This window comes from Micromonospora sp. WMMD714 (assembly GCF_029581315.1).
In the GTDB taxonomy this organism is placed as follows: domain Bacteria; phylum Actinomycetota; class Actinomycetes; order Mycobacteriales; family Micromonosporaceae; genus Micromonospora; species Micromonospora rifamycinica.
This window is the reverse complement of record NZ_CP120744.1, coordinates 1,083,644-1,106,767: the sequence shown is the minus strand read 5'-3', so window position 1 is coordinate 1,106,767 and position 23,124 is coordinate 1,083,644. Positions and strand designations below refer to the sequence as shown.

General features: G+C 74.1%; 23 protein-coding genes and 1 pseudogene. 19 read left to right on the top strand and 5 right to left on the bottom strand.

Translation table 11 applies throughout. From position 1 onward, the window contains the following. Positions 1 to 28: 28 nt before the first annotated feature. Together O7625_RS05050 and O7625_RS05045 are read right to left on the bottom strand one after the other, a co-directional pair. Positions 29 to 391, bottom strand: coding sequence for a hypothetical protein (locus O7625_RS05050; RefSeq protein ID WP_067302246.1), 363 nt, complete (start codon positions 389 to 391; stop codon positions 29 to 31). A gap of 13 nt (positions 392 to 404) precedes the next feature. Continuing rightward, positions 405 to 719, bottom strand: coding sequence for a hypothetical protein (locus O7625_RS05045; RefSeq protein WP_067302242.1), 315 nt, complete (start codon positions 717 to 719; stop codon positions 405 to 407). A gap of 355 nt (positions 720 to 1,074) precedes the next feature. Between O7625_RS05045 and folP the strand changes: the two are divergent. The 7 genes and pseudogenes from folP to O7625_RS05010 form a co-directional block, all read left to right on the top strand. Further along, positions 1,075 to 1,911: pseudogene (gene folP, locus O7625_RS05040) on the top strand (dihydropteroate synthase); the annotation flags it as partial. Positions 1,912 to 2,189: 278 nt separating this feature from the next. Then, complete coding sequence (folB, locus tag O7625_RS05035) at positions 2,190 to 2,549, top strand: dihydroneopterin aldolase (RefSeq protein WP_282344648.1); 360 nt, start codon at positions 2,190 to 2,192, stop codon at positions 2,547 to 2,549. Continuing rightward, positions 2,546 to 3,073, top strand: a complete 528-nt coding sequence (folK, locus tag O7625_RS05030) for a 2-amino-4-hydroxy-6-hydroxymethyldihydropteridine diphosphokinase (RefSeq protein WP_282344645.1) — start codon at positions 2,546 to 2,548, stop codon at positions 3,071 to 3,073. The genes folB and folK overlap by 4 nt, the downstream gene beginning before the upstream one ends. Positions 3,074 to 3,092: 19 nt before the next feature. Then, complete coding sequence (locus O7625_RS05025) at positions 3,093 to 3,614, top strand: DUF3180 domain-containing protein (protein WP_067302285.1); 522 nt, start codon at positions 3,093 to 3,095, stop codon at positions 3,612 to 3,614. Between the two features lie 101 nt (positions 3,615 to 3,715). Next, positions 3,716 to 4,930: an ABC transporter permease gene (locus tag O7625_RS05020; RefSeq protein WP_282344642.1), complete on the top strand. Its 1,215-nt coding sequence runs from the start codon at positions 3,716 to 3,718 to the stop codon at positions 4,928 to 4,930. A 141-nt stretch (positions 4,931 to 5,071) separates the two neighbouring features. Next, positions 5,072 to 5,377 (top strand): hypothetical protein, encoded by a 306-nt coding sequence (locus O7625_RS05015; protein WP_088643875.1) that lies wholly within the window; start codon positions 5,072 to 5,074, stop codon positions 5,375 to 5,377. A 92-nt stretch (positions 5,378 to 5,469) separates the two neighbouring features. After that, on the top strand, positions 5,470 to 5,943 hold the full coding sequence (locus tag O7625_RS05010; protein WP_282344641.1) for a hypothetical protein: 474 nt from the start codon (positions 5,470 to 5,472) through the stop codon (positions 5,941 to 5,943). Between the two features lie 125 nt (positions 5,944 to 6,068). Here the strand turns inward: O7625_RS05010 and O7625_RS05005 are convergent, their stop codons facing one another. Beyond that, entirely contained in the window at positions 6,069 to 7,076 is a 1,008-nt protein-coding gene (locus O7625_RS05005; protein ID WP_282344640.1) for an ATP-binding cassette domain-containing protein, read from the bottom strand. Between the two features lie 2 nt (positions 7,077 to 7,078). Between O7625_RS05005 and O7625_RS05000 the strand changes: the two genes are divergently transcribed. The 4 genes from O7625_RS05000 (at position 7,079) to O7625_RS04985 (ending at position 11,951) form a co-directional block, all read left to right on the top strand. Beyond that, entirely contained in the window at positions 7,079 to 7,765 is a 687-nt protein-coding gene (locus O7625_RS05000) for an ABC transporter permease (RefSeq protein WP_282344639.1), read from the top strand. A gap of 149 nt (positions 7,766 to 7,914) precedes the next feature. Next, entirely contained in the window at positions 7,915 to 8,637 is a 723-nt protein-coding gene (locus O7625_RS04995; protein WP_282344637.1) for an ABC transporter permease subunit, read from the top strand. 152 nt (positions 8,638 to 8,789) lie between these two features. Further along, positions 8,790 to 9,794: a glycine betaine ABC transporter substrate-binding protein gene (locus O7625_RS04990; RefSeq protein WP_282344636.1), complete on the top strand. Its 1,005-nt coding sequence runs from the start codon at positions 8,790 to 8,792 to the stop codon at positions 9,792 to 9,794. A 201-nt stretch (positions 9,795 to 9,995) separates the two neighbouring features. Then, complete coding sequence (locus tag O7625_RS04985; protein WP_282344634.1) at positions 9,996 to 11,951, top strand: hypothetical protein; 1,956 nt, start codon at positions 9,996 to 9,998, stop codon at positions 11,949 to 11,951. Positions 11,952 to 11,988: 37 nt separating this feature from the next. Here O7625_RS04985 and O7625_RS04980 read toward each other — a convergent pair whose 3' ends face one another. Both O7625_RS04980 and O7625_RS04975 read right to left on the bottom strand, forming a co-directional pair. Beyond that, positions 11,989 to 13,158, bottom strand: a complete 1,170-nt coding sequence (locus O7625_RS04980) for an NADH-quinone oxidoreductase subunit D (RefSeq protein WP_282344632.1) — start codon at positions 13,156 to 13,158, stop codon at positions 11,989 to 11,991. After that, positions 13,155 to 14,195: an SAM-dependent methyltransferase gene (locus tag O7625_RS04975; protein ID WP_282346810.1), complete on the bottom strand. Its 1,041-nt coding sequence runs from the start codon at positions 14,193 to 14,195 to the stop codon at positions 13,155 to 13,157. The genes O7625_RS04980 and O7625_RS04975 overlap by 4 nt, the downstream gene beginning before the upstream one ends. Before the next feature lie 245 nt (positions 14,196 to 14,440). Between O7625_RS04975 and O7625_RS04970 the strand changes: the two genes are divergently transcribed. From O7625_RS04970 to lysS, 8 genes are all read left to right on the top strand, one after another. Next, positions 14,441 to 15,418, top strand: coding sequence for a DUF2520 domain-containing protein (locus O7625_RS04970; protein ID WP_282344630.1), 978 nt, complete (start codon positions 14,441 to 14,443; stop codon positions 15,416 to 15,418). A 166-nt stretch (positions 15,419 to 15,584) separates the two neighbouring features. Beyond that, positions 15,585 to 16,430, top strand: coding sequence for a pantoate--beta-alanine ligase (gene panC, locus O7625_RS04965; protein WP_282344628.1), 846 nt, complete (start codon positions 15,585 to 15,587; stop codon positions 16,428 to 16,430). 31 nt (positions 16,431 to 16,461) lie between these two features. After that, positions 16,462 to 16,887: an aspartate 1-decarboxylase gene (gene panD / locus O7625_RS04960; RefSeq protein WP_067302199.1), complete on the top strand. Its 426-nt coding sequence runs from the start codon at positions 16,462 to 16,464 to the stop codon at positions 16,885 to 16,887. A 100-nt stretch (positions 16,888 to 16,987) separates the two neighbouring features. Continuing rightward, positions 16,988 to 17,890 carry a septum formation family protein gene (locus O7625_RS04955; protein WP_282346809.1) on the top strand — a complete coding sequence of 301 codons (903 nt, stop codon included), beginning with the start codon at positions 16,988 to 16,990 and terminating at the stop codon, positions 17,888 to 17,890. Between the two features lie 73 nt (positions 17,891 to 17,963). Continuing rightward, positions 17,964 to 19,661: an L-aspartate oxidase gene (locus O7625_RS04950; protein WP_282344626.1), complete on the top strand. Its 1,698-nt coding sequence runs from the start codon at positions 17,964 to 17,966 to the stop codon at positions 19,659 to 19,661. 52 nt (positions 19,662 to 19,713) lie between these two features. Then, a complete protein-coding gene (gene nadC, locus O7625_RS04945; protein WP_282344624.1) occupies positions 19,714 to 20,610 on the top strand; it encodes a carboxylating nicotinate-nucleotide diphosphorylase in 897 nt (298 codons plus the stop codon). Positions 20,611 to 20,651: 41 nt separating this feature from the next. Then, positions 20,652 to 21,410 carry a type III pantothenate kinase gene (locus tag O7625_RS04940; RefSeq protein ID WP_067302186.1) on the top strand — a complete coding sequence of 253 codons (759 nt, stop codon included), beginning with the start codon at positions 20,652 to 20,654 and terminating at the stop codon, positions 21,408 to 21,410. Between the two features lie 152 nt (positions 21,411 to 21,562). After that, on the top strand, positions 21,563 to 23,071 hold the full coding sequence (lysS, locus tag O7625_RS04935) for a lysine--tRNA ligase (protein ID WP_282344623.1): 1,509 nt from the start codon (positions 21,563 to 21,565) through the stop codon (positions 23,069 to 23,071). The last annotated feature ends 53 nt before the right edge of the window (positions 23,072 to 23,124 follow it).

Here is a 23,124-nt window from a genome sequence, read left to right as displayed (position 1 = left end):
TCCGACTGCCCGATTCGGGTACGCCCGGTCATGCCAGTTCCTCCCGGATCCTGATCCGGCTGCCGACCAGGCGGGGATCCCGCAGCTCGGCGGCCGGTTCCCGGGTGCGTCGCCAGTCGGTGAGGGCGGTGCGGATGACCATCCGCGCCGGCCGGTCCGGGTCGACGTACCGGAAGATGAACGAGGTGCTCACGATGGCGAGGGCGATCTCCCAGGCGGGGAAGAGCTCGACCTGCAACGTGAACAGCCAGTGGATGAACATGTAGAGGGGCACGAGCAGCATGAACAGCCCGTACTGGGCGTACGGCAGGTGGACCGGAAGGGTGTAGCCGGGCGGCCCGAGGTAGACCAGGCGGGCCCGGTAGATGTCGTCGTCGGTGCGCAGCCGCATGTCTCGCCCGCGCCTATTCGAAGATCAGGTCGATCAGGTAGTCACCGATGAAGAAGAGTGTGGCCGCGCCGGCGATGAAGGCCAGCCCGACGATCGCGATCGCGGAGCTGGTGAGCACCTTGGAGATCTCGCCCCGGCTGGCCCGGCCGATGAAGATGACCCCGAGCACGGCGAGCAGGATGGGTGCGATCTTGCTGGCGAAGAAGGTGACGACACCGTTGGTGTCGATGCCCTTGGGGGCCGGTTCGGCGAGTGGCGCCGTCGCCAGGGTGTGCAGCACCTGCGCGACGCCGGACGACGTCGTCTCCACGAGCTGGTAGGCGATCACTGGAACCTCCCCATAACGCGGCCGGCGGTGCCGCGGTGGTGCAAAAGGTAAGCCTGGCGGGAATGTGCTCGATCTGGGCAGCGCGATTGACGCCCTGCTGGTTTCTCGCCACGCAGAGTGGCGAGATTTGGGGGGATTCTCCCGCTTTGGCCCTCCCTCCATGCTTCGCCGACTCTTGATGCTGGGCAATTCCACAGCGTACGGGCCGCCCCCCTTTGCGACAAGCCGCGAAGACTCGACCCGATTCCGCCCCGACGGCCGATAGTACACCTGTGCCAATCAGCACGTCAGTGCCCACGTGGAGCGGCCGGTGGGGGTCCGCTGGGCACGGCGGCGCGACCGGTACCGTCTAGTCGTGACCGATCTGGTACGGACGCGGAATCCGGTGGTGATGGGCGTCCTCAACGTCACGCCCGACTCTTTCTCCGACGGTGGTCGGTACGCCGATCTCGATGCCGCCGTCGCACACGGGGTGCGACTGCACGGCGAGGGCGCGCACCTGGTGGACGTGGGCGGCGAGTCCACCCGGCCGGGTGCCGACCGGGTCGACCCACGGACCGAGGCGGGCCGGGTGCTACCGGTGATCCGGGAACTCACCGCGGCCGGGGTGCCGGTCAGTATCGACACCACCCGGGCGTCGGTGGCCGAGGCGGCCGTCGCCGCCGGTGCCGTCGTGGTCAACGACGTCTCCGGTGGACTGGCCGATCCCGACATGGCCCGGGTGGTCCGCGACGCCGGCTGCCCCTGGGTGCTGATGCACTGGCGGGGGCACTCACGCGGGATGCGGGAACTGGCCAGCTACACCGACGTGGTCGTCGACGTCCGGACCGAACTCGCCCAGCGGGTCGACGACGCGCTGGCCGCCGGGGTGGCCGCCGACCGCCTCGTGATCGACCCCGGGCTCGGCTTCGCCAAGACCGCCGCGCACAACTGGGAACTCAGCGCCCGCCTGCCGGAGCTGCTCACCCTCGGGCTGCCCCTGCTCTTCGGCGCCAGCCGCAAGTCCTACCTGGGCCGGCTGCTCGCCGACCCGGACGGCACCCCGCGGGACACCGACGGCCGGGCGGCCGCCACCGTCGCCACCAGCGTGCTCGCCGTCGCCGCCGGCGCCTGGGGGGTCCGCGTGCACGACGTCCGGGGCACCGTCGACGCGCTCGCCGTCTGGTCGGCCACCGGCCGCCCCCGGCTCGCCGCCCCCACCGGCACCCCCGGAGCGGATCCGACCGGCCGGGCCGTCGCACCGTTGGAGGCCGGCCGGGCCACCGGGGCGCTGGACCACCCCGGTTCGCCGAACGCTGCCGGTTCGCCGAACGCTGCCGGGTGGCCGGACCACACCGGGTCACCGGACGGTGCCGGGTGGCCGGACAACGCCGGGTGGCCGGACAGCGCAGGGCGGCCGGACAGCGCCGGGCGGCCCCCGCCGGGCGGCGGGGACGACCCGGATCGGACCGTCCGGGGGAGGGCGGAGCGATGACCGACCGGATCACCCTGACCGGGCTGCGGGCCCGGGGCCGGCACGGCGTCTACGACTTCGAGCGGGCGCAGGGCCAGGAGTTCGTGGTCGACGCCGTCCTCGAACTCGACCTCGCCCCGGCCGCCCGCTCCGACGAGGTGACCGACACCGTGCACTACGGCGAACTGGCGGAGCGGCTGGTCGCGGTGCTCACCGGCGAGCCGGTCAACCTGATCGAGACGCTCGCCGACCGCCTGCTCGCGGTCTGTCTGGCCGAACCGCTGGTCGCCGCGGCCACGATCACGGTGCACAAGCCCGAGGCCCCGATTCCGCACACCTTCGCCGACGTGGCGGTCACCCTGCGGCGTACCCGGTGACCAGGGCGGTGCTGTCGATCGGCAGCAACCTGGGCGACCGGCTGGGCCACCTGCGCGCCGCGGTGACCGGCCTCGGCGAGGCGGTGCTGGTCGTCTCCGGCGTCTACGAGACGCCCCCCTGGGGGGACGCCGAGCAGCCGGCGTACCTGAACGCGGCGGTCATGGTCGCCGACCCCGCCGCGGCCCCGCGCGACTGGTTGGCCCGTGCCCACGCCGTCGAACGGGCCGCCGGCCGGACGCGTGACCCGGCCCGCCGGTTCGGGCCGCGTACCCTCGACGTGGACGTCGTGGCCGTCTGGGACGACGCCGGTCGACCGGTGCTCAGCGACGAACCCGAGCTGGTCCTGCCGCATCCCCGCGCCCACCAGCGCGCCTTCGTGCTCCGACCGTGGATCGACATCGACCCGCACGGCCGGCTGGCCGGGCACGGCTGGCTCACCGACCTGCTCAACGCCGAACCGGTCGCCGGGGACGCCCTCGAACTGACCCCGCGTCCCGATCTTTCGTTAGAGTCGGACGTATGAACCAGTGGAGCCGGCCGGCATGACGCAGCCCCGACCGCCCCGTGACCAGGAGCCGGACGGACCGAGGATGGGGCCCACCCGGTTCTCTACCCTGCTGGTCGCCGCGCTCGCCGCCGCCGCGGTGGCCTGGCTGCTGATCAGCAGCTTCTACTACAGCGGTACTCCCCGGCTGCCCTGGCTGCCGGTGGTCACCCTGGCGGCGCTCGCCGTGCTGGAGGCGTACGCGGCGGTCAACACCCGCAGCCGGATCGAGCGCAAGCCCGGCCGGGAACCGGTCAACCCGTTGCTGGTCGCCCGGTTCGTGGTGCTGGCCAAGGCGTCCGCGCTGGCCGGGGCGATCTTCCTCGGTTTCTACGCCGGGCTGACCGGCTGGCTCTTCGCCGAGCCGACCAACGCCGCGATCGAGGACCGGCCGGCCGCCGGGGCCGGCGCGCTCGCCTCCCTGGCACTGGTCGCCGCCGCGCTCTGGCTCGAACGCTCCTGCCGGGTTCCCGAGTCCGAGGACGACGTCGACGACCGGCAGGACCGCCCCGGGCGCTGACCGAGGGGTTACGTCCGGCCCTGCGCGCAGGTACGGTGCCTGGCGACCGGAGAACAGTCAGCCGTCGCCGGGGACGGCCGGTCACCTGGGAGGCGCACCGCATGGTGTACGACGATCCGGGCCGGGCCGCATCGGCAGAGGTGCCCGGGGCCGCGGCGGAGAACGTCTTCGACGATCCGGCGCAGGGCGAACCGGGCCGGGACCGGCTCGGCGTGCACGTGGCCTGGGAACTGGTCCTGCTGGTGGCGCTCGCGGCGCTGGCATACCTGCTCTGGCGGGAGGACCCCGACGCGCTGCGCGGGGACGGTCTGCGGCGGCTGCTCGTCGACGCGGTCGCACTGGGTCTGCTGGTCGTGGCCGCCGGGCTGAGCCTGCGTACCGCCGCGGTGAACCTGGCTATCGGTCCGGTCGCCCTGGCTGCCGCGCTGCACTTCGCCGAGCAGGGCGACCGGGGCATGTCGACGGCGCTCGTCCCGGCCCTGGTCGCCGCCGCCCTGGGCGGGCTGGCCCTGGCCTGGGCGGTGGTGGTGCTGCACGTCCCCGGCTGGGCGGCCAGCCTTGCCGCCGCCGCCGGGATGATCGTCTGGATCGAACGGTGGAAACTGCCGGTGGCGGTGCAGGCCGACTACGACCCCCGGCGCAACGCCTACTACCTCTTCGCCGGCTTCGCCGCGGTGGCCGTCCTGCTCGGAGCGTTCGGCGCGATCCGGACGGTGCGCCGGCTGGTCGGCCGGTTCCGTCCGGTCGCCGATCCGGCCCGGCGGCGCGGGATGGCCGCCGCCCTGGTGACCGCTGCCGCGTTGACCACCTCCACCGTGCTCGCCATGCTCGCCGGGGTGCTCGTCGCCGCCAACGGGACCGGGCCGGTGACACCGGGGTCGGGACTGGACTGGACGGTGCTCGCGGTGGGCGCGTCCCTGCTCGGCGGCACCAGCGCGTACGGCCGGCGCGGTGGCATCTTCGGTGCCCTGCTCGCGGTCGCGCTGGTGGTGACCTATCTGGCCTGGGCGGCCGAGACCGGTGCCGCGACCGACCGCTGGGCCGTCGGTGGGGCGGCGCTGGCCGCCGGCCTGCTGGTCACCCGGATGGTCGAGACGTACGGCCGGCCGCGTACCGCCCGGGGCGAGCCGGTCGAACTGCCGCCGGTGCGGGACGGGGCGATCAGCTCCGGTTGGTCGATGCCCCCTGCGGGTGAGGCGCGCAACTGGACCCCGGCGCTGCCGGAGCGGACGGCCGACACCGACACCCCGCCCGACCCCTGGGAGGCCCCCCGGTGGCAGCGTGACCCGCCCCGCTGGGACACCGGCGACCGGTGATCCGCCGCCGTCCGGTGGATGCCCGGGCGGGTCGGTCCGCGCCCCCGGCCGGGCCGCGACCGGTGACCGGGCGGCGGGGACGCGGTGCGCCCGGGCGCGGACGACGGGCCGGGGAGGATCTCGCCGGTTAGGCTCGCGGGCATGACCGAGACTCCTTCCGCCGGCACCGGCCACACCTTCGACCAGCTCGACGCACTCTCCACCGAGGAGTTGCGGGAGCGGGCCTTCGCGCGGGCGCGGGAGCGACGCGACGTCGGGTTCTTCTGGTCGGTGCTGCGGCACCTGCCGAACGCCGACGAGGCCGCCGCCCTGGACGGGGCGCCGAACTCGGTCGGACCGACCATCGACGAGGCGGCGGCGTTGTGGCGGGAGCTGACCGGCCACGGTTACGAGGAGTCCGCGCCGCTGCTGCGGGCGGCCTTCATCGACTACCTGATGAAGCACTGACCGGCCGCGCCGCCGGTTGGCGGGAGAGGTTCGCCGGCCGGGGCGGGTCGGGAACCTCCCGCCGCACGGCCCGCACCCGACGCCCCCGGACCGTGCGGGGCTACGGCACGGCCGCCGGCACCGGCACCGTCGCCGCGCTCATCCTCGTCGGTGTCTGCGGCAGTCCCTGGTACGTCGGCTGGGCCGAGGACCACACCGACCCGAACTCCGCCGGTGGCTGGTACCTGCGGTTGCTCGCCTGGCCGGCCTGGCGGGTCGACCCGGCGGACCCGGACCACGGGGTGCTCGCCACCGACCTGCGGGCCATCCTGTTGCTGGTGTCCGCCGCGGCGCTGCTCTACCTGCTGCCGGCCGGTCAGGTGGCCCGGGTGCCGGGTTCGGCCAGCCAGTTCTTCTCCGGCTGGGCGGCGTACATCCTGGCCGGGGCGGCGGCCACCCTGCTGGCGGCGCTGCTCACCGCGGACGGCCCGCTCCAGGCCGCCTTCGAGACCACCGCCACCGGTGCCGGCTACGGCTTCTTCGCCGGCTGGATCATCGGTCTGGCCAGCCTGGGCGGCCGGGCCTGAGCCGCCGGTCCCGATCCTGCCGGTCCCGATGCGCGGGCCGCCCGGGGGGGGGCGATCCGCGCTGCCGCTGCCGGACCGGGCATCCGGACCCGGCCGGCACACCGACCCGGACGCCGACCGGCTGGCTAGCTGCCAGCCTGCCCGAGGTCGAGCACCCGGGCCCGGCTGAGCGTGCCGGCGGGGCGACCGTCGGCGGTGACCACGACCGCGTCCGTGCCGGCGGTCAGCATGGCGGCCAGCGCGTCGTACGCCGACCGGCCCAGCGGCAGCTCCGGCAGGGTGGCGTCGGTGACGGTGGCGTCGGCCTCCCCGTCGAGCACCTCCCGGGTGACCGGGGTGACCGCCAGCCGGCGGATGCCCCGGTCCGCGCCGACGAACTCCCGGACGAACGGCGAGGCGGGCGTGCCGAGCAGGGCCGCCGGGGTGTCGTACTGCTCCAGCCGCCCCCCTTCGGAGAGCACCGCGATCCGGTCACCCAACCGGACCGCCTCGTCGAGGTCGTGGGTGACCAGCACGATGGTCTTGCGGACCTCGGCCTGGAGCCGGAGGAACTCCTCCTGCAACCGGCTCCGCACGATCGGGTCGACGGCGGAGAACGGCTCGTCCATCAGCAGCACCACCGGGTCGGCGGCCAGTGCCCGGGCCACCCCGACCCGCTGCCGCTGCCCGCCGGAGAGCTCGTGCGGGTAGCGGCGTCCGAACTGGGCCGGGTCCAGCCCGACGAGCTCCAGCAGCTCGCCGCTGCGCCGTCGGATCCGCTCCTTCGGCCAGCCGAGCAGCCGGGGTACGGTGCCGACGTTGGTGGTCACCGTCTGGTGCGGGAACAGCCCCACGTTCTGGATCACGTAGCCGATGCGCCGTCGCAGTTTCACCGGGTCGACCCGGGTGATGTCCTCGTCGCCGAGCAGGATCCGGCCGCCGGTCGGCTCGATCAGCCGGTTGACCATCCGCAGCACCGTCGACTTGCCGCAGCCGGACGGGCCGATCAGCACCACCAGCTCGCCGGCGGTCACCTCCAGGCTCAGTTCGCGGACCGCCTCGGTGCCGTCCGGGTACCGCTTGCGGATGCCGTCCAGCCTGATCGAGGCGGCGCTGTGTCCTGCGTCGCCGGTGCCCCCGGGGGTAACGTCCACGTGTGTCCTTCCACCTGAGTTACCGGGCCGAGCCGGGTAATCCGTGGTTCTCCTGGCAGTATGTGCGGGACAACTCTGACACCATTCTCGCCGCGTTGCGCGAGCACGCCTCGTTGACCGGTCGGGCGGTGCTGCTCGCCGCCCTGGTCGCCCTGCCGCTGGCGGTGCTGGCCTACTGGTACCGGCGGCTGACCGGCCCGATTCTCGCACTGGCGGGGGTGCTGTACACGGTCCCCTCCCTGGCCCTGTTCGCGTTCATCGCCCCCTACCTGGGCATCGGCGCGGTGACCGTGCTGACCGTGGTGGTGCTGTACGCGCTGCTGGTGATCGTCCGCAACGCGGTGGCCGGGCTGAACCAGGTCCCCCCGGAGGTCCGCGACGCCGCCGAGGGCATGGGGTACGGCCGGTGGGCGCGGTTGTTCCGGGTCGACCTGCCGCTGGCCCTGCCCGGCATCCTCACCGGCGTACGACTGGCCACCGTCTCGACGGTGGCGCTGGTCACCGTCGGGGTGGTGATCGGTCGGGGCGGCCTGGGGCAGTTGATCTTCGCCGGGTTCCAGAACAACTTCTACAAGGCCCAGATCATGACGGGTACGGTGCTCTGCGTCCTGTTGGCCCTGGTGCTGGACCTGATCCTGGCCGGCGTGGGCCGGCTGCTCACCCCCTGGCTGCGGAGCCGACCCCGATGACCCCCGCAGTCGCGAGCGGAAGGATGGTCCGGTGAGCGCGAGGAGTGCAGCGCAGCGGAGCCCCGCAGTCGCGAGCGGAAGGATGGTCCGGTGAGCGCGAGGAGTGCAGCGCAGCGGAGCCCCGCAGTCGCGAGCGGAAGGATGGTCCGGTGAATCCGGTGCAGCAGGCGGTGGTCTGGCTCAACGATCCGCTGAACTGGACCAACCCGGGTGGCGTGCTGGACCGGATCGGGGAGCACCTGAGCATGTCCGCCGCGGCGGTGCTGCTGGGTTGCCTGGTGGCCTGGCCGGTCGGCCTCTGGCTGGGGCACTCGGGACGCGGTGGCGGCGCGGTCGTGCTGATCTCCAACCTGACCCTGTCCATCCCCACCCTGGCGCTGTTGACCATCCTGCCGCTGACCTTCCTCGGTTTCGGCCGTCCCTCGGTGGTGGTCGCGCTGGCCGTCTTCGCGGTGCCGCCGCTGCTGGCCAACGCGTACACCGGGGTGCGGCAGGCCGACCCGGAGGCCCGGGACGCGGCGCGCGGGATGGGGTTGTCCGGGTGGCAGGTGCTGCGCCGGGTGGAGCTGCCACTGGCGGTGCCGTACCTGGCCGCCGGGTTCCGGACGGCTGCCGTGCAGGTGGTGGCGACGGCGGCGCTGGCGTCGTTCGTCAACGGCGGCGGACTGGGGCAGATCATCCGGGCCGGCTTCGGGCTGGACATCGCGGCCGGTGGCGGGCAGATCATCGCCGGTGGGGTGCTGGTGGCCGGGCTGGCGCTGGCGGCGGAGGGGGTGTTGGCGCTGGTCGAGCGGGTGGTGACGCCGCGACCGCTGCGGCGTGCCCGCCGGGGGGCCGACCGCCGTGCGGCGGACGCCACGGCGGGAAATTGATCTGCCGCGTGACGATCAGGTGACGAAAGTCCCGCTGAGTTTGTCGGTCGGTCCTGGAGGATATTGGCTGGAACTTGCGGGCGGCGACCGTCGCCCGTCGGACACGCGGCCGGCCCTGTTCGGGCCGCGCCGGGACACGGAAGGCGGGCGCGATGCGCGCACGGACACGGCTGGCGGTAGGCGCGGTGGGCGCCCTGACCATGGCGGGTCTGTTGACCGGGTGCGGGGATGCCGGTTCGTCCGGCACCGATGCTCCGGAGCAGGGGGCGAGCGGCGCGGGCTGTGCCCCGGTCGCCGGTGAGCAGCTGGTCGTCCTCGACGACGACAAGAAGCTCCAGAACACTGACAACATCATCCCGGCGGTCAACGCCAAGGTGGCGAACCCGCAGCTCCTCGCCGCTCTGGACAAGGTCTCCGCCGCGCTGGACACGCCGAAGCTGATCGCCCTCAACAAGGCGGTCGACGTGGACCGCAAGACGCCGAAGTCGGCGGCCGAGGAGTTCGCCGCCAGCACGGGCCTGACCACCGGGATCGCCAAGGGGCCGGGCGGGCCGATCGTCGTCGGGGCCGGCAACTTCTCCGAGAGCCAGACCCTGGCCGAGCTGTACAGCATCGCCCTGACCGCGGCCGGCTACCAGGTCAAGGTGCAGCAGATCGGCAACCGCGAGCTGTACGAGCCGAGCCTGGAGAAGGGCGAGATCCAGGTCGTTCCGGAGTACGCGGCGACCATGGCCGAGTTCCTGAACACCAAGGCCAACGGCAAGGACGCCACCCCGGTCTCCTCGCCGGAGCTGGGCAAGACGGTCAGCGCGCTGAAGTCCGAGGGCGACAAGGCGGGCCTGACCTTCGGCACCCCGTCCGCCGCCCAGGACCAGAACGCCTTCGCGGTGACCAAGGCGTTCGCCGACAAGTACGCCCTGAAGACCCTCTCCGACCTGGCCGCCAAGTGCTCCGGCAAGGAGACCGTGCTGGCCGGCCCGCCGGAGTGCCCGCAGCGGCCGAAGTGCCAGGCCGGTCTGGTCGAGGTCTACGACTTCAAGGCCGGTTCCTTCAGCTCGCTGGACGCCGGTGGTCCGCAGACCAAGAACGCGCTGAAGACCGGCACGGCCAGCGTCGGCCTGGTCTTCTCGTCCGACGGCGCGCTCGCGACCGGCTGAGCCTGTGCCCGGTCGCGGTCGGGGCGTTGCCTACCGACCGCGACCGGGGCGGTCCGGGGGTGGCCGGTCGTCCGCGGTCGGCGGGGCGGTGCGGTGGCCCGTCGACACGCCCGGCCCGGCCACGTCGTACCGGCTGAGATCGGGGCATTTCTGCCGTGGGACCGTTTCCACTCCGCTTACTTCTCGGTAGGCTGCACAGCCATGCCCTCCCCGGTGGTCTCCGAGAAGCGCAGTCCGCAGCTACTGACCGTGCTGTTCTGGGTCGGTGTGGCGTTCGCGCCGGTGGCCGCCCTGATCCTGCTGTTCGCCGACGGCAACGGTCCGCTCCGGTTCGCCGCGGTCCTGGCCATCGCCGCGGTGGTGCTGATCGGTCTGTCCATCGCGCTGCGGGCCGACGGCGGCACCCGGTCGTCCGGTGCCGAGGTGCAGGACGAGTTGGCGCAGCTCCGACGCGAGTTGCGTAGTGAGATCGTCGCCGCCGCCCAGCGGGGCAATCAGGCGTTGGACCAGTCCCAGCGGGCCGAGGAACAGGTCACCGCGTTACGGCGGCGGCTGGACGCGGCCACGGCCGTGATCGCCGCTCCCGACGGTGGCCCGCCGGTCGCCGACGAACGGGCCGGCGGGGCGGGCCGGGCCCGGATTCCGGCCGTCGAGCCGGAGCCGGAGGCCCCGGTCGGTCGTCGCCGGGCGGTCGCCGAGGAGGCCCCGGCGGACTGGGAACGGCCGGAGGCCGCCGAGCCCGCAGTGGCGGGCCGGAGCCGGGTCGCCGCCGACCCGGAGGCTGTCGCGCCGGCCGCCCGTCGGCACGCCCCGGAGCGCCCGGCCACCGGCCGGACCGGCGTGTACGGCGCGTCCACCCGGGAGCGTGGCACGGTGCCGTCGGCGGCCGGCTCGGCGGCGCGTCCCCTCGGGGTGGTACGGCACACCGAGACCGTGCACGTCACCACCCGGCACACCGTCGTCGACGGGGCCGATCCGGCGGGCGGTGGCTACGGCGGGTACGCCGGCCGGTGGGCGGCCGGCTCGCCAGAGTCCTCCTGGACCGGCGGGGAGCCGGAGCGCTCCTGGTCGGGCCAGGTGGAGTCGGACGACCGGGGTTGGTCGACTCCGCCGGACGAGCGTGCCCGGCCGGCCCGCCCGGCATCCCGCGACGAGCGTGCCTGGCCCGCCGCCGACCCGTCCTGGCGGGCGCCGGACGCCGACGGGCACTGGCGGGCGCAGGCCACTGACGCGCCGCCCTGGCGGGCGTCAGCCGCCGATCCCTCCCGCGGTGGTTCGACCGACGTCGGCCCTTCCCGGGGCGGGCGGGTCGACGACCGGCCGGAGCCGGCCCCGTCGGAGCGTCCCCCGGTCGGCGGGGAGACCGACGGCTGGCTCGGCGGCCGGGCCGGATGGACCGCCAGCGCCGAGCCGCCCTCGCGTACGGGATGGGCCGGGGACCGTGCCGAGCCGTCCCCGCATGCGGTCCGCGCCGGTGACCGGTGGGCCGAGGTCCGCGACGACGGGCACGCCCGGGAGCTGCGGGTCGGGGAGCGTCAGGCGGAGGTGCGTGCCGACGGTGCCGGCTACCACTACGCCGACCGCTGGGCCTCGGTCCGGCGAGAGGACCCGCACCGGGACGCGCCGTACCGCGACGAGCCGGAGCGGGGCGGCGAACAGTGGGGTGCGGGCCGCCCGGCGCGGGACGAGCGTCCGGCGCTGCCGGCCGGTGGCGTTCCGGTACCGCAGCAGTGGCGGGAGGCGTCCCGTGGTCAGCGGCCCGCCGAGCAGTGGCCCGACCGGCCCGCCGAGCAGTGGCCCGACCCGCCCACCGGTGAGTGGCCCGCCCCGCCGGCTGAGGAGTGGCCGGCCCGCACCGCCCAGGCCACCCCGCACCGGTCGGCGCGTGAGCCGGCCCAGGAGTGGCCGGCCCCGGCCGGGCAGCCGGCGGCGGAGCGGTCCGCGCGGGTGGCCCAGCCGACGCCGGACTGGCCCGCGCAGGCCGACGGTCAGCGGTGGGGAGGGCAGCCGACCGAGCCGCGGCGGGACCGGGCGCCGGTGGTGTCCTGGCGTACCCCGGAGCCGGAACCGGCTGACCGCCGGCAGTGGGACGGCGAGCAACGCTACGGCTATCCGCCGCAGGACGACGCCCCGCGCGCCGGTGGCCACTGGCGCTGACCGGTCGGCGGACCCGCGCCGCGCGGGATCCGGCGGTTCACTTGTCGATGTCGCCGACCACGAAGAACATCGAGCCGAGAATGGCGATCAGGTCGGGGACCAGGCAGCCGGGGAGCAGGGTGGCCAGCGCCTGCACGTTGGCGTACGACGCGGTGCGCAGCTTGAGCCGCCACGGCGTCTTCTCCCCCCGGGACACCAGGTAGTAGCCGTTGATCCCGAGCGGGTTCTCCGTCCAGGCGTAGGTGTGTCCCTCGGGGGCCTTGACCACCTTGGGCAGCCGGGTGTTCACCGGCCCGGTGAGCTGGTCCACCCGGTCGAGGCACTGCTCGGCGAGGTCGAGGGAGGCGTACACCTGGTCGAGCAGCACCTCGAAGCGGGCGTGGCAGTCCCCGGCGGTGCGGGTGACCACCGGCACGTCGAGCTGGTCGTACGCCAGGTAGGGCTCGTCGCGGCGCAGGTCCAGGTCGAGTCCGGAGGCGCGGGCGACCGGCCCGGACGCCCCGAACGCGGCGGCGTCGGCGGCCGACAGCACCCCCACCCCGACGGTGCGGGCCAGGAAGATCTCGTTGCGTCGGATCAGCCGGTCCAGGTCGGGCATCCGGCGGCGTACCTCGGCGATGGCGGCGCGGGCCCGGCCGGTCCAGCCGGCGGGGACCTCCTCCTTGAGCCCGCCGACCCGGTTGAACATGTAGTGGATCCGGCCGCCGGAGACCTCCTCCATGACCGCCTGGATGGTCTCCCGCTCCCGGAACGCATAGAAGACCGGGGTGATCGCGCCGATCTCCAGCGGATAGGAGCCGAGGAACATCAGGTGGTTGAGCACCCGGTTCAGCTCGGCCAGCGCCATCCGCAGCCAGGTGGCCCGCTCGGGCACCTCCATGCCCATCAGCCGTTCCACGGCGAGCACCACGCCCAGCTCGTTGGAGAACGCCGACAGCCAGTCGTGCCGGTTGGCCAGCACGATGATCTGCCGGTAGTCGCGGACCTCGAACAGTTTCTCCGCGCCGCGGTGCATGTACCCGACGATCGGCTCGGCGGCGACCACCCGTTCCCCGTCGAGCACCAGCTTGAGCCGCAGCACGCCGTGCGTCGAGGGGTGCTGCGGGCCGATGTTGAGCACCATGTCGGTGCCGAGCTGCTCCCCGCCGGCCCCGGTGCCGACGGTCAGCTCGCGCAGTTCACCGGTGTCCGTGGTCATGCCGGTCATCGTGCCATGAGGGGGGCGACGGCGACGCCGACCGGCTGGAGCAGCCAGTCGTGCCCGCCGAGTCCGGCCGGGTCGGTCAGCTCGGCCACCGCCGACGCGGCGGCCAGCGCCCGCAGGTATCCGGCCGGGTCGGTGCCGGCCAGGCTCAGCGGCGGTCGGCCGCCGTCGGCCCCGAGCGCCCGCAGCGCCTCCCGCTGCGACACCAGGGTGTACGCACACCCGGCGACCCCGGCACCGGCGGCGGCGACCGCGTCCACGGCGACGTGCGCGGTGATGTCACACGACCCGTCCGGCACCGGTGGCACCTGTCGTCCACCCCGGTATCCGGTCAGCGTGCCGTCCACCGGCCGCGCCTGCCGCAGGTGCCCGTAGTCCACGGCCAGCGCCAGCCCCCGTGCCACCCGTCGTACGGCGTCCGCCCACGCCTCGTCCCGGCTCCGCCCGATCTCCACCCGGCCGGCCGGGAGGTCCGGGTCGTCCGGTGTCCCCCCGGCCGGCGGGGGGTCGGGCCACCAGCGGGCCAGCCAGGCGGCATCCTGGCCGGTGACCGGGGGGCCGACGGACTCGACGCCGGTGTCGGGGTCCACCAGGCGGTAGCGGTGGGTGGACGTGGTGGCACCGGGGGCGGGGGCGGCCAGGTCCAGCGGGACGTTGTCGAGCCACTCGGTGGCGACGAGCAGACCGGTCACCGGGTCCGGGAGCGTCGTCGTCCAGGCGACGTGCGGTGGGAGGGTCGGGGGGCGGGGGGCCAGTTCGACGGCGGTGAGGCGGAGACGCCGGGCCAGCGGCACCGGCCCCGGGCCGGCCGGGCCGGTGTGGACCAGGGTGGCCAGGGTGTGCAGCAGTTCGCCCCGGCCGGCCCCGACGTCGACCACGTCGAACGGGGTGGGGAAGCCGAGGGCGGCGTCCAGGCGCGACACCAGCCGGTGCACCGCCGCCGCGAACGCGGGGGAGGCGTGCACGCTGGTCCGGAAGTGGTCGGCCGGTCCCGTGCCGGAGACGAAAAAGCCGTCCGGCCCGTAGAGGGCGGCGTGCATGGCCTCCCGCCAGCGGATCGGGTTCGTCCCGGGTCGAGGGTCCGTCACCGGGCCGACCCTACGGTCTGCGGGCCGGGGACGGGTGGCACCGGGGTCGGTACCTGCACACCGTGCCGTGGTGCGCCACCGGGCGGAGGGGTGGTCGCGGTCGGTGAAGGTTTTCACACATCCTTGTTCGGGTTCCCTGCCCCCGGCGCATACTTGCCATCGACCGGTACCCCCTTTTCGAGGACTGGATCGTTGCCATGAGCGCACCGCTGCGCCCGCGTCCGGCCGCCCCCGCAGGGGCCGCCGTACCGCCGGCCCCTGTCGTACCCGGTGTCCCGTTCGTCCTTCCCCGGCGTCTCACCGTGGGCGTCGTCGGCGCCGGCCGGGTGGGTGCCGTGCTGGGGGCGGCGCTGGTCGCCGCCGGGCACCGGGTGGTCGCCGCCTCCGGTGTCTCCGGGGCCGCGACGGCCCGGATCGCGCTGCTGCTGCCGGAGGCCGTGAACCGGTCGCCTATCGCGGTCGCCCGGGACGCCACCGACCTGCTGCTGGTCGCCGTGCCGGACGACGCGCTGGCCGGGGTGGTCGCCGGGCTGGCCGACACCGGGGCGCTGCACCCCGGCCAGGTGGTCGCGCACACCTCCGGCGCGCACGGCCTGGCCGTGCTGGCCCCGGCCGTCGCCGTGGGTGCCCGACCGCTGGCCCTGCACCCCGCGATGACCTTCACCGGTACGCCGGACGACCTGTCCCGGTTGGCCGGGATCTCGTACGGGGTGACCGCCCCGGCGGAGCTGCGGGCGGTGGCGGCCCGGCTCGTGGCCGACCTGGGCGGGGTGCCGGAGTGGGTGGGCGAGACCGACCGGGTGCTCTACCACGCGGCCCTGGCCCACGGCGCGAACCACCTGGTGACCCTGGTCAACGAGGCGGCCGACCGGCTGCGGGACGCCGGTGTGACACAGCCGGAGAAGGTCCTCGCGCCGCTGCTGCGGGCGGCGTTGGAGAACGCGCTGCGGCTGGGCGACGACGCGCTCACCGGCCCGGTGTCGCGGGGCGACGCGGGCACCGTACGGCGGCACCTGGACCGGCTGGCCGAGACCGCCCCGGAATCCGTCGCCCCCTACCTGGCGTTGGCCCGACGGAGCGCGGACCGGGCGATGGCGGCGGGCCGGCTGCGCCCGGTGGACGCCGGCTCGCTGCTGGACGTCCTGGCGGGCGTCCACCGCGAGGTGGCGGCGTGAGCCGGTGTTGCGAGCCCCGCAGTCGCGAAACGGAGGGCGGGGTGGTGAGCGCGAGGAGTGAGCCGGTGTTGCGAGCCCCGCAGTCGCGAAACGGAGGGCGGGGTGGTGAGCGCGAGGAGTGAGCCGGTGTTGCGAGCCCCGCAGTCGCGAAACGGAGGGTGACACGGTGACGGAGTTGGTGCACACACGGTCGGAGCTGGCGAAGGCCCGGGCGGGGCTGACCGGCACGGTCGGCGTGGTGATGACGATGGGCGCGCTGCACCCGGGGCACGAGACCCTGATCCGGGCGGCCCGGGAGCGGGCGGACCACGTCCTGGTGACGATCTTCGTCAACCCGTTGCAGTTCGGCCCGAACGAGGACTTCGACAGGTACCCGCGCACCCTGGACGACGATCTCGCGGTGTGCCGGCGGGCCGGCGCGGACCTGGTGTTCGCCCCGGCCGTGACGGACATGTACCCGGGCGGACAGCCCCTGGTCCGGATCGCCCCGGGGCGGCTCGGCGAGGAGCTGGAGGGGCAGAGCCGGCCCGGTTTCTTCCACGGGGTGCTGACCGTGGTGCTGAAGCTGCTCCAGCTGACCAGGCCCGATCTCACCTTCTTCGGGGAGAAGGACTACCAGCAGCTCACCCTGGTCCGCCGGATGGTCCGGGACCTGGACGTGCCGGTCGAGGTGGTCGGGGTGCCGACCGTACGGGAGCCGGACGGTCTGGCGCTGTCGAGCCGCAACCGCTACCTGTCGGCGGACGAGCGACGGGTGGCGCTGAGCCTGTCCGGCGCGTTGCGGGCCGGGGCGGCCGCCGCCGGGCGGGGTGCCGACGCCGGTGACGTGCTGGCGGCCGCGCACGTGGTGCTCGCCGAGGTGCCCGGCGTCGAGCTGGACTACCTGGTGCTCACCGATCCGGACCTGGAACCGGGGCCGGTCGCCGGGCCGGCCCGGCTGCTGATCGCGGCCTGGGTGGGCGGTACCCGCCTGATCGACAACCTGGCCATCCGGCTGGCCCCCCGCTCCTGACCACGCACATCACCATTCGAGAGGCACGCCGATGTTCCGGACCATGCTCAAGTCGAAGATCCACCGGGCGACGGTGACCCAGGCCGATCTGCACTACGTCGGTTCGGTGACGGTGGACCAGGATCTGCTCGACGCCGCCGACCTGCTCCCGGGTGAGCAGGTGGCGATCGTGGACGTGACCAACGGGGCCCGGCTGGAGACGTACGTGATCCCGGGGGAGCGGGGCAGCGGCGTGATCGGCATCAACGGCGCGGCGGCGCACCTGGTGCACCCGCAGGATCTGGTGATCCTGATCTCGTACGGTCAGATGGACGACGTGGAGGCCCGGACGTACCGGCCCCGGGTGGTCCACGTGGACGCCGACAACAGGGTGGTTGAGCTGGGCGGCGATCCGGCCGCGGCGGCTGTCGGGACGGCCGGCGACCCGGTGCCGAGTCCGCTCGCGGTCGTCGGCTGACCAGAATTCCGGTCTGTTACCGGAAGGTCATTTTTGGTTACCCTGGGCTGACCGTCGGATTGACGGTCGTCGGCTGGGGGAGGCCGCGTTGCGCCGTGCGATGAGGGTCTGCCGAGCGGTGACGCTCGTGGTCGCCGCCGTGGCGGCGGGAGCGGTCCTGTCGGCCTGCGGTGCCCCGGGGGGTCTCGACGGCGATCTCACCGACGACTGGGCGGCCCTGCCGACGCCCGGGCCGTTCACCCCCGTGGCGGGGGTGTGCCAGGTCGCCGACTTCACCGACACGGTCGCGCTGGCGGCGTACGCGCCGGTGGACTGCGCGGTGCCGCACCGGCTGGAGACGGTGCACGTGGGCGCGTTGCCGGGGGAGCGGGCGACTGCCCCGGCCACCGGTTCGCCCGAGTTGCGGGGCGCGTTCGCCGAGTGCGACACCCGGGCCGCCGGGTACCTGGGTGACGACTGGCGGGCGGGTCGGCTGCGGCTGGCGGTGGCGCTGCCGACGACGCCCGGCTGGGCGGCGGGGGCCCGCTGGTTCCGGTGCGACCTGAGCGAGGTGACCACGGTCGAGGCGGCGGCCACCGTCGTCACCCGGACGGGCAGCCTGCGGAACGCGTTGAAGGGGCCGTCCCCGCTGCGGTTGGGCTGCCAGCGGGCGAAGAGCGGCCGGGGCGCCGGGGTACAGGTGCTGGTGCCGGTGGAGTGTTCGGCCGTGCACGAGGCGGAGTTCGTGGGCGCCTGGAAGGCCCCCGATCGGCCGTACCCGGCGAAGGACGCCGACTGGCTGCCGCTGTACGCCGGCTGCCGTACCCTGCTGGGCCGCTACGTGGGTGTGCCGGACGATGTTGACCTGCGGTTCCGCAGCGGTGTGGTGGTGCGTCCCCCCGGTCCGGGCCGGTGGCGGGTCGGCGACCGGGGCGTCCGCTGCTACCTGTGGCTGAGCGACCGGACGGTGACCGCCTCGCTGAAGGGTGGTGGCCCGGCCGCCCTGCCGGTCCGGACGAAGTAGCGGACGGGGTAGTCGAAACCACTCGTCCCGCCCCCGCCGCCCGTGGTGAGAATCGTTCGGGTTGACTGTGGGTATGGAACTTCCGTCGACCGTCGAGTTGCCGGCCCTGCCCAGCCTGTTGGCTGCTCCCGCGCCCGGTTGGGTGGAGACCACCGACGTGATCGTGGTCGGCTCCGGGGTGGCCGGGCTGACCGCCGCACTGCACCTGCGCGAGGCGGGCCTGCACGTCACCGTGGTCACCAAGGTCAACATCGACGACGGCTCGACCCGCTGGGCACAGGGTGGGATCGCCGCCGTGCTCGATCCGGCCGACTCGCCCGCCGCCCACGCCCGGGACACCGAGGTCGCCGGGGTCGGGCTCTGCGATCCGGCGGCCGTCCGGCTGCTGGTGGAGGAGGGGCCGCTGCGGTTGCGGGAGCTGATGCGGATCGGCGCGGAGTTCGACCGCAACCCGGACGGTTCGCTGATGCTCACCCGGGAGGGCGGGCACCGGGCCGACCGGATCGTGCACGCCGGTGGCGACGCCACCGGCGCGGAGGTGCAGCGGGCGTTGCACGCGGCGGTCCGCCGGGATCCGTGGATCCGGCTGGTGGAGCATGCCCTGGTGCTGGATCTGTTGCGCGCCCCCGGTGCCGGTCCGGGCTCGCCCGGCCGGGCCTGCGGCATCACCCTGCACGTGCTGGGCGAGGGCAGCGAGGACGGCGTCGGCGCGCTGCTGGCCCGCGCGGTGGTGCTGGCCACCGGCGGGATGGGGCAGGCCTTCTCGGCCACCACCAACCCGGCGGTCTCCACCGGGGACGGCGTGGCGTTGGCGATGCGGGCCGGCGCGGCGGTCACCGACGTCGAGTTCGTGCAGTTCCATCCGACCGCGCTGATCGTGCCGGAGCAGGCCCGGGTGCCGGGCGCGGGCCTGGCCCAGCAGCCGCTGGTCTCCGAGGCGCTGCGCGGCGAGGGCGCCCACCTGGTCGACGCCGACGGCAAGCGGTTCATGCTCGGCCAGCACGAGCTGGCCGAGCTGGCCCCCCGCGACGTGGTGGCCAAGGGGATCCACCGGGTGCTGCTGGCCACCGGCGCGGATCACGTGTTTCTCGACGCCCGGCACCTCGGCGGCGACTTCCTGGCCGGGCGGTTCCCGACCATCGTCGCGTCCTGCCTGGCCATCGGGGTCGACCCGGCGACCGACCTGATCCCGGTCGCCCCGGCCGCCCACTACGCGTCCGGCGGCGTCCGTACCGACCTGCGCGGCCGGACCTCCATCCCCGGCCTGTACGCCTGCGGCGAGGTCGCCTGCACGGGCGTGCACGGCGCGAACCGGCTGGCCAGCAACTCGCTGCTGGAGGGGCTGGTCTTCTCCCGCCGGATCGCCGAGGACATCGCCGCCGGGCTGCCCGAGCAGGCACAGCCGGCCGAGACCGGCGCCTGGGTGGGCGGCGGGGGCGGGGTGCTGCCCGCCGAGGGGGTGCCGGCGCTGCAACGGGCGATGACCCGGGGCGCGGGGGTGCTGCGGTCGGCGTCGACCCTGGCCGCGACCGCCGCCACCCTGACCGAGCTGGGCCGGGGCCAGGGCCGGCCGGGTACCGCCAGCTGGGAGGCGACGAATCTGGTCACCGTGGCGTCGACCCTGGTCGCCGCGGCGTACGCCCGGCAGGAGACCCGGGGCTGCCACTGGCGGGAGGACTTCCCGACGGCCGACGAGCGGTGGCGCGGGCATCTCGTCGCGGCCGTCGGCGCCCGGGGCGAACTGACCGAGCGGTGGGAGGCACTGTCCTGACCACCCGGCAGCGGGGTTTGCGAGCCCCGCAGTGGCGAACGAGAGGATCACAGTGCGGGAATCGACGCGGCAGGCGCTGACGGCGGGTGGGCTGGACCCGGAGCGGGTACGGCGGGTGATCGTCGACGCGCTGACCGAGGACCTGGGGGCGGACTTCCTCGACGTCACCAGCGTCGCCACCATCGCGGCCGGGCAGACCGACACCGCCGACCTGGTGGCGCGGGCCGACGGGGTGGTGGCCGGGCTGGCGGTGGCCGCCGCGGTCTTCGAGCTGGTCGGCGAGGTGACCGCCGCGGAGCGTACCGTCGAGGTGTCGATGGTGGCCCGCGACGGCGCGCGGGTGGCCCGCGGCGAGGTGCTGGCCACGGTGACCGGCCCGACCCGGTTGCTGCTCACCGCCGAGCGCACCGCGCTGAACCTGCTCTCCCGGATGTCCGGGGTGGCCACCCACACCCGGGCCTGGGCGGACGCCCTGGCCGGCACCAAGGCGACCGTGCTGGACACCCGCAAGACCACGCCCGGCCTGCGGATGCTGGAGAAGTACGCGGTCCGGGCCGGCGGCGGCACCAACAAACGGATGGGCCTGTACGACGTCGCCATGATCAAGGACAACCACAAGCTGGCCGCCGGGGGCGTCGGGGCGGCCTTCCGGCGGGTCCGGCGGGCCTTCCCGGACGTGCCGGTGCAGGTGGAGGTGGACACCCCGGCCGAGGCGGTGGAGGCGGTCGAGGCCGGTGCCGACTTCCTGCTGCTGGACAACATGTCCCCGGCGACCCTGCGGGAGGTGGTCGCGGCGGTCGGCGACCGGGCCGAGCTGGAGGCGACCGGCGGGCTGACCCTGGAGGTGGCCGCCGAGTACGGGGCGACCGGGGTGGACTACCTCTCGGTGGGCGCGCTGACCCACTCGTCGCCCATCCTGGACATCGCCCTGGACCTGCGCGAGCGGTGAGCAGACCGTCGACCGGGTGGGCCGCCGTCTAGGCTGCGAGCGTGCTGCTCTGCATCGACATCGGAAACACCAACACCGTGCTGGCGACCTTCGACGGCGACAAGCTGGTGCACTCGTGGCGGATCAAGACCGATGCCCGTTCGACCGCGGACGAGCTGGGTCTGATGTTCCGGGGGCTGCTGGCCGGCGACGCGGTGGAGATCACCGGGGTGGCCGCCTGCTCGACGGTGCCGGCGGCGCTGCGCTCGCTGCGGACCATGCTGGCCCGTTACTACGCCGATCTGCCGAGCGTGGTCGTCGAGCCGGGGGTCCGTACCGGCGTGCAGCTGGCGATCGACAACCCGAAGGAGGTGGGCGCGGACCGGGTGGTCAACACGCTGGCCGCGTACACCCTCTACGGCGGGCCGTCGATCGTGGTGGACTTCGGCACCACCACCAACTTCGACGTGATCAGCGGTCGGGGCGAGTTCCTCGGCGGGGCGTTCGCGCCGGGCATCGAGATCTCCTTCGACGCGCTGGCGGCCCGCGCCGCCCAGCTGCGCAAGGTGGAGGCGAACAAGCCGCGCTCGGTGATCGGCAAGAACACCGTGGAGTGCCTCCAGTCGGGCCTCTATTTCGGCTTCGCCGGGCAGGTCGACCGGATCGTCGAGCGGATGACCGAGGAGCTGGGCGAGGTCCGGGCGGTGATCGCCACCGGTGGGCTGGCCTCGGTGGTGATCGGTGAGTGCCGGACCATCACCCACCACGAGCCGATGATCACCCTGATCGGCCTGCGGATGGTCTACGAGCGCAACACCTGAGCGGCCGTCCGGGCCGCCCCGGGTGCCGGTCGGCCCCGGGCCGGGGTGGGCTGGACCACGGTGGGCGGGTTATCCCGTAACGGCCGGCCGGGTGCCTGAGTACGCTCATGGGCTGACCCCGCCGAAAACTCCCTTAGCCGAGGAAGCGTGCCGTGACCGAGCAGAGCGCCGTGCCAGTGGACCCCGCCGACGACCTTCCCGAGCAGATGAAGGTCCGCCGGGAGAAGCGGGACCGGATGCTCGCCGAGGGCGTTGAGCCCTATCCTGTCGGGTTCCCCCGGACCACCACCCTGGTCGAGGTCCGCGAGCGGTACGCCGACCTGCCCACCGACACCGCGACGGGGGACCGGGTCGCGGTCACCGGGCGGGTGATCTTCGTGCGGAACACCGGCAAGCTCTGCTTCGCGACCCTGCGCGACGGCGACGGCACGGAGTTGCAGGCGATGCTCTCCCTGGACCGGGTGGGAGTGCAGCGGCTCGACGACTGGAAGCGCCTGGTCGACCTGGGCGACCACGTGGGTGTCACCGGCGAGGTGATCACCAGCCGGCGGGGCGAGCTGTCGGTGCTCGCCGACGAGTGGGCGGTGACCGCCAAGGCGTTGCGGCCGTTGCCGGTGGCGCACAAGCCGCTGAGCGAGGAGGCGAGGGTCCGGCAGCGTTACGTGGACCTGATCGTCCGCCCGCAGGCCCGGCAGATGGTCCGGACGCGGGCCGCGGCGGTACGCAGCCTGCGTGATTCGTTGCACGGCCAGGGATTCATCGAGGTCGAGACGCCGATGCTCCAGTTGCTGCACGGCGGCGCGGCGGCCCGCCCATTCGTGACCCACAGCAATGCACTGGGTACGGATCTGTATCTTCGAATCGCGCCTGAACTGTTTCTCAAGCGCGCTGTGGTCGGCGGGGTCGACCGGGTGTTCGAGATCAACCGCAACTTCCGCAATGAGGGAGTCGACTCGTCGCACTCGCCGGAGTTCGCGATGCTGGAGACCTACCAGGCCTACGGCGACTACGACACGATGGCCGAGCTGACCCGCAATCTGGTGCAGCAGGCGGCGGTGGCGGTCAGCGGCTCGACCACGGTGACCCACGCCGACGGCCGGGAGTTCGACCTGGGCGGCGAGTGGCGCTCGGTCACCCTCTTCGGGGTGCTTTCCGAGGCGCTCGGCGAGGAGGTCACCGTCCGCACCGACCGGACCCGCCTGGTGGAGTACGCCGACAAGGTGGGGCTCGCGGTCGATCCGAAGTGGGGTCCGGGCAAGCTGGCCGAGGAGCTGTTCGAGGAACTGGTGGTGCCGAGCCTCCAGGCGCCGACCTTCGTGCGGGACTACCCGGAGGAGACCAGCCCGCTGACCCGGGCCCACCGCAGCGAGCCGGGCCTGGCCGAGAAGTGGGACCTCTACGTGCTCGGTTTCGAGCTGGGTACCGCGTACTCCGAGCTGGTGGACCCGGTGGTGCAGCGCGAGCGGCTGGTGGCCCAGGCGCAGCTCGCCGCCCGGGGGGACGACGAGGCCATGCGGCTGGACGAGGACTTTCTCCGGGCGATGGAGTACGGAATGCCGCCGGCCGGGGGTATGGGAATGGGAATCGACCGGCTCCTGATGGCGCTGACCGGCCTGGGAATTCGGGAAACCATCCTCTTCCCCTTGGTCCGCGCCGAGTAGCCGTCGGGGGACCTTTGCCGGGTCGTTACGGCATCCTATTGACGTGGCAAGCA

What these genes read in the sequence shown, in the direction of transcription:
- O7625_RS05020 (WP_282344642.1), top strand. Translation starts at nt 3,716, where the DNA reads ATGGTGTACGACGATCCGGGCCGGGCCGCATCGGCAGAGGTGCCCGGG.
- O7625_RS04970 (WP_282344630.1), top strand. Translation starts at nt 14,441, where the DNA reads ATGAGCGCACCGCTGCGCCCGCGTCCGGCCGCCCCCGCAGGGGCCGCC.
- folB (WP_282344648.1), top strand. Translation starts at nt 2,190, where the DNA reads ATGACCGACCGGATCACCCTGACCGGGCTGCGGGCCCGGGGCCGGCAC.
- O7625_RS05015 (WP_088643875.1), top strand. Translation starts at nt 5,072, where the DNA reads ATGACCGAGACTCCTTCCGCCGGCACCGGCCACACCTTCGACCAGCTC.
- O7625_RS04975 (WP_282346810.1), bottom strand. Translation starts at nt 14,195, where the DNA reads ATGCACGCCGCCCTCTACGGGCCGGACGGCTTTTTCGTCTCCGGCACG.
- O7625_RS05050 (WP_067302246.1), bottom strand. Translation starts at nt 391, where the DNA reads ATGCGGCTGCGCACCGACGACGACATCTACCGGGCCCGCCTGGTCTAC.
- O7625_RS04950 (WP_282344626.1), top strand. Translation starts at nt 17,964, where the DNA reads ATGGAACTTCCGTCGACCGTCGAGTTGCCGGCCCTGCCCAGCCTGTTG.
- O7625_RS04985 (WP_282344634.1), top strand. Translation starts at nt 9,996, where the DNA reads ATGCCCTCCCCGGTGGTCTCCGAGAAGCGCAGTCCGCAGCTACTGACC.
- O7625_RS04990 (WP_282344636.1), top strand. Translation starts at nt 8,790, where the DNA reads ATGCGCGCACGGACACGGCTGGCGGTAGGCGCGGTGGGCGCCCTGACC.
- O7625_RS05025 (WP_067302285.1), top strand. Translation starts at nt 3,093, where the DNA reads ATGACGCAGCCCCGACCGCCCCGTGACCAGGAGCCGGACGGACCGAGG.
- O7625_RS04980 (WP_282344632.1), bottom strand. Translation starts at nt 13,158, where the DNA reads ATGACCGGCATGACCACGGACACCGGTGAACTGCGCGAGCTGACCGTC.
- panD (WP_067302199.1), top strand. Translation starts at nt 16,462, where the DNA reads ATGTTCCGGACCATGCTCAAGTCGAAGATCCACCGGGCGACGGTGACC.
- O7625_RS04955 (WP_282346809.1), top strand. Translation starts at nt 16,988, where the DNA reads ATGAGGGTCTGCCGAGCGGTGACGCTCGTGGTCGCCGCCGTGGCGGCG.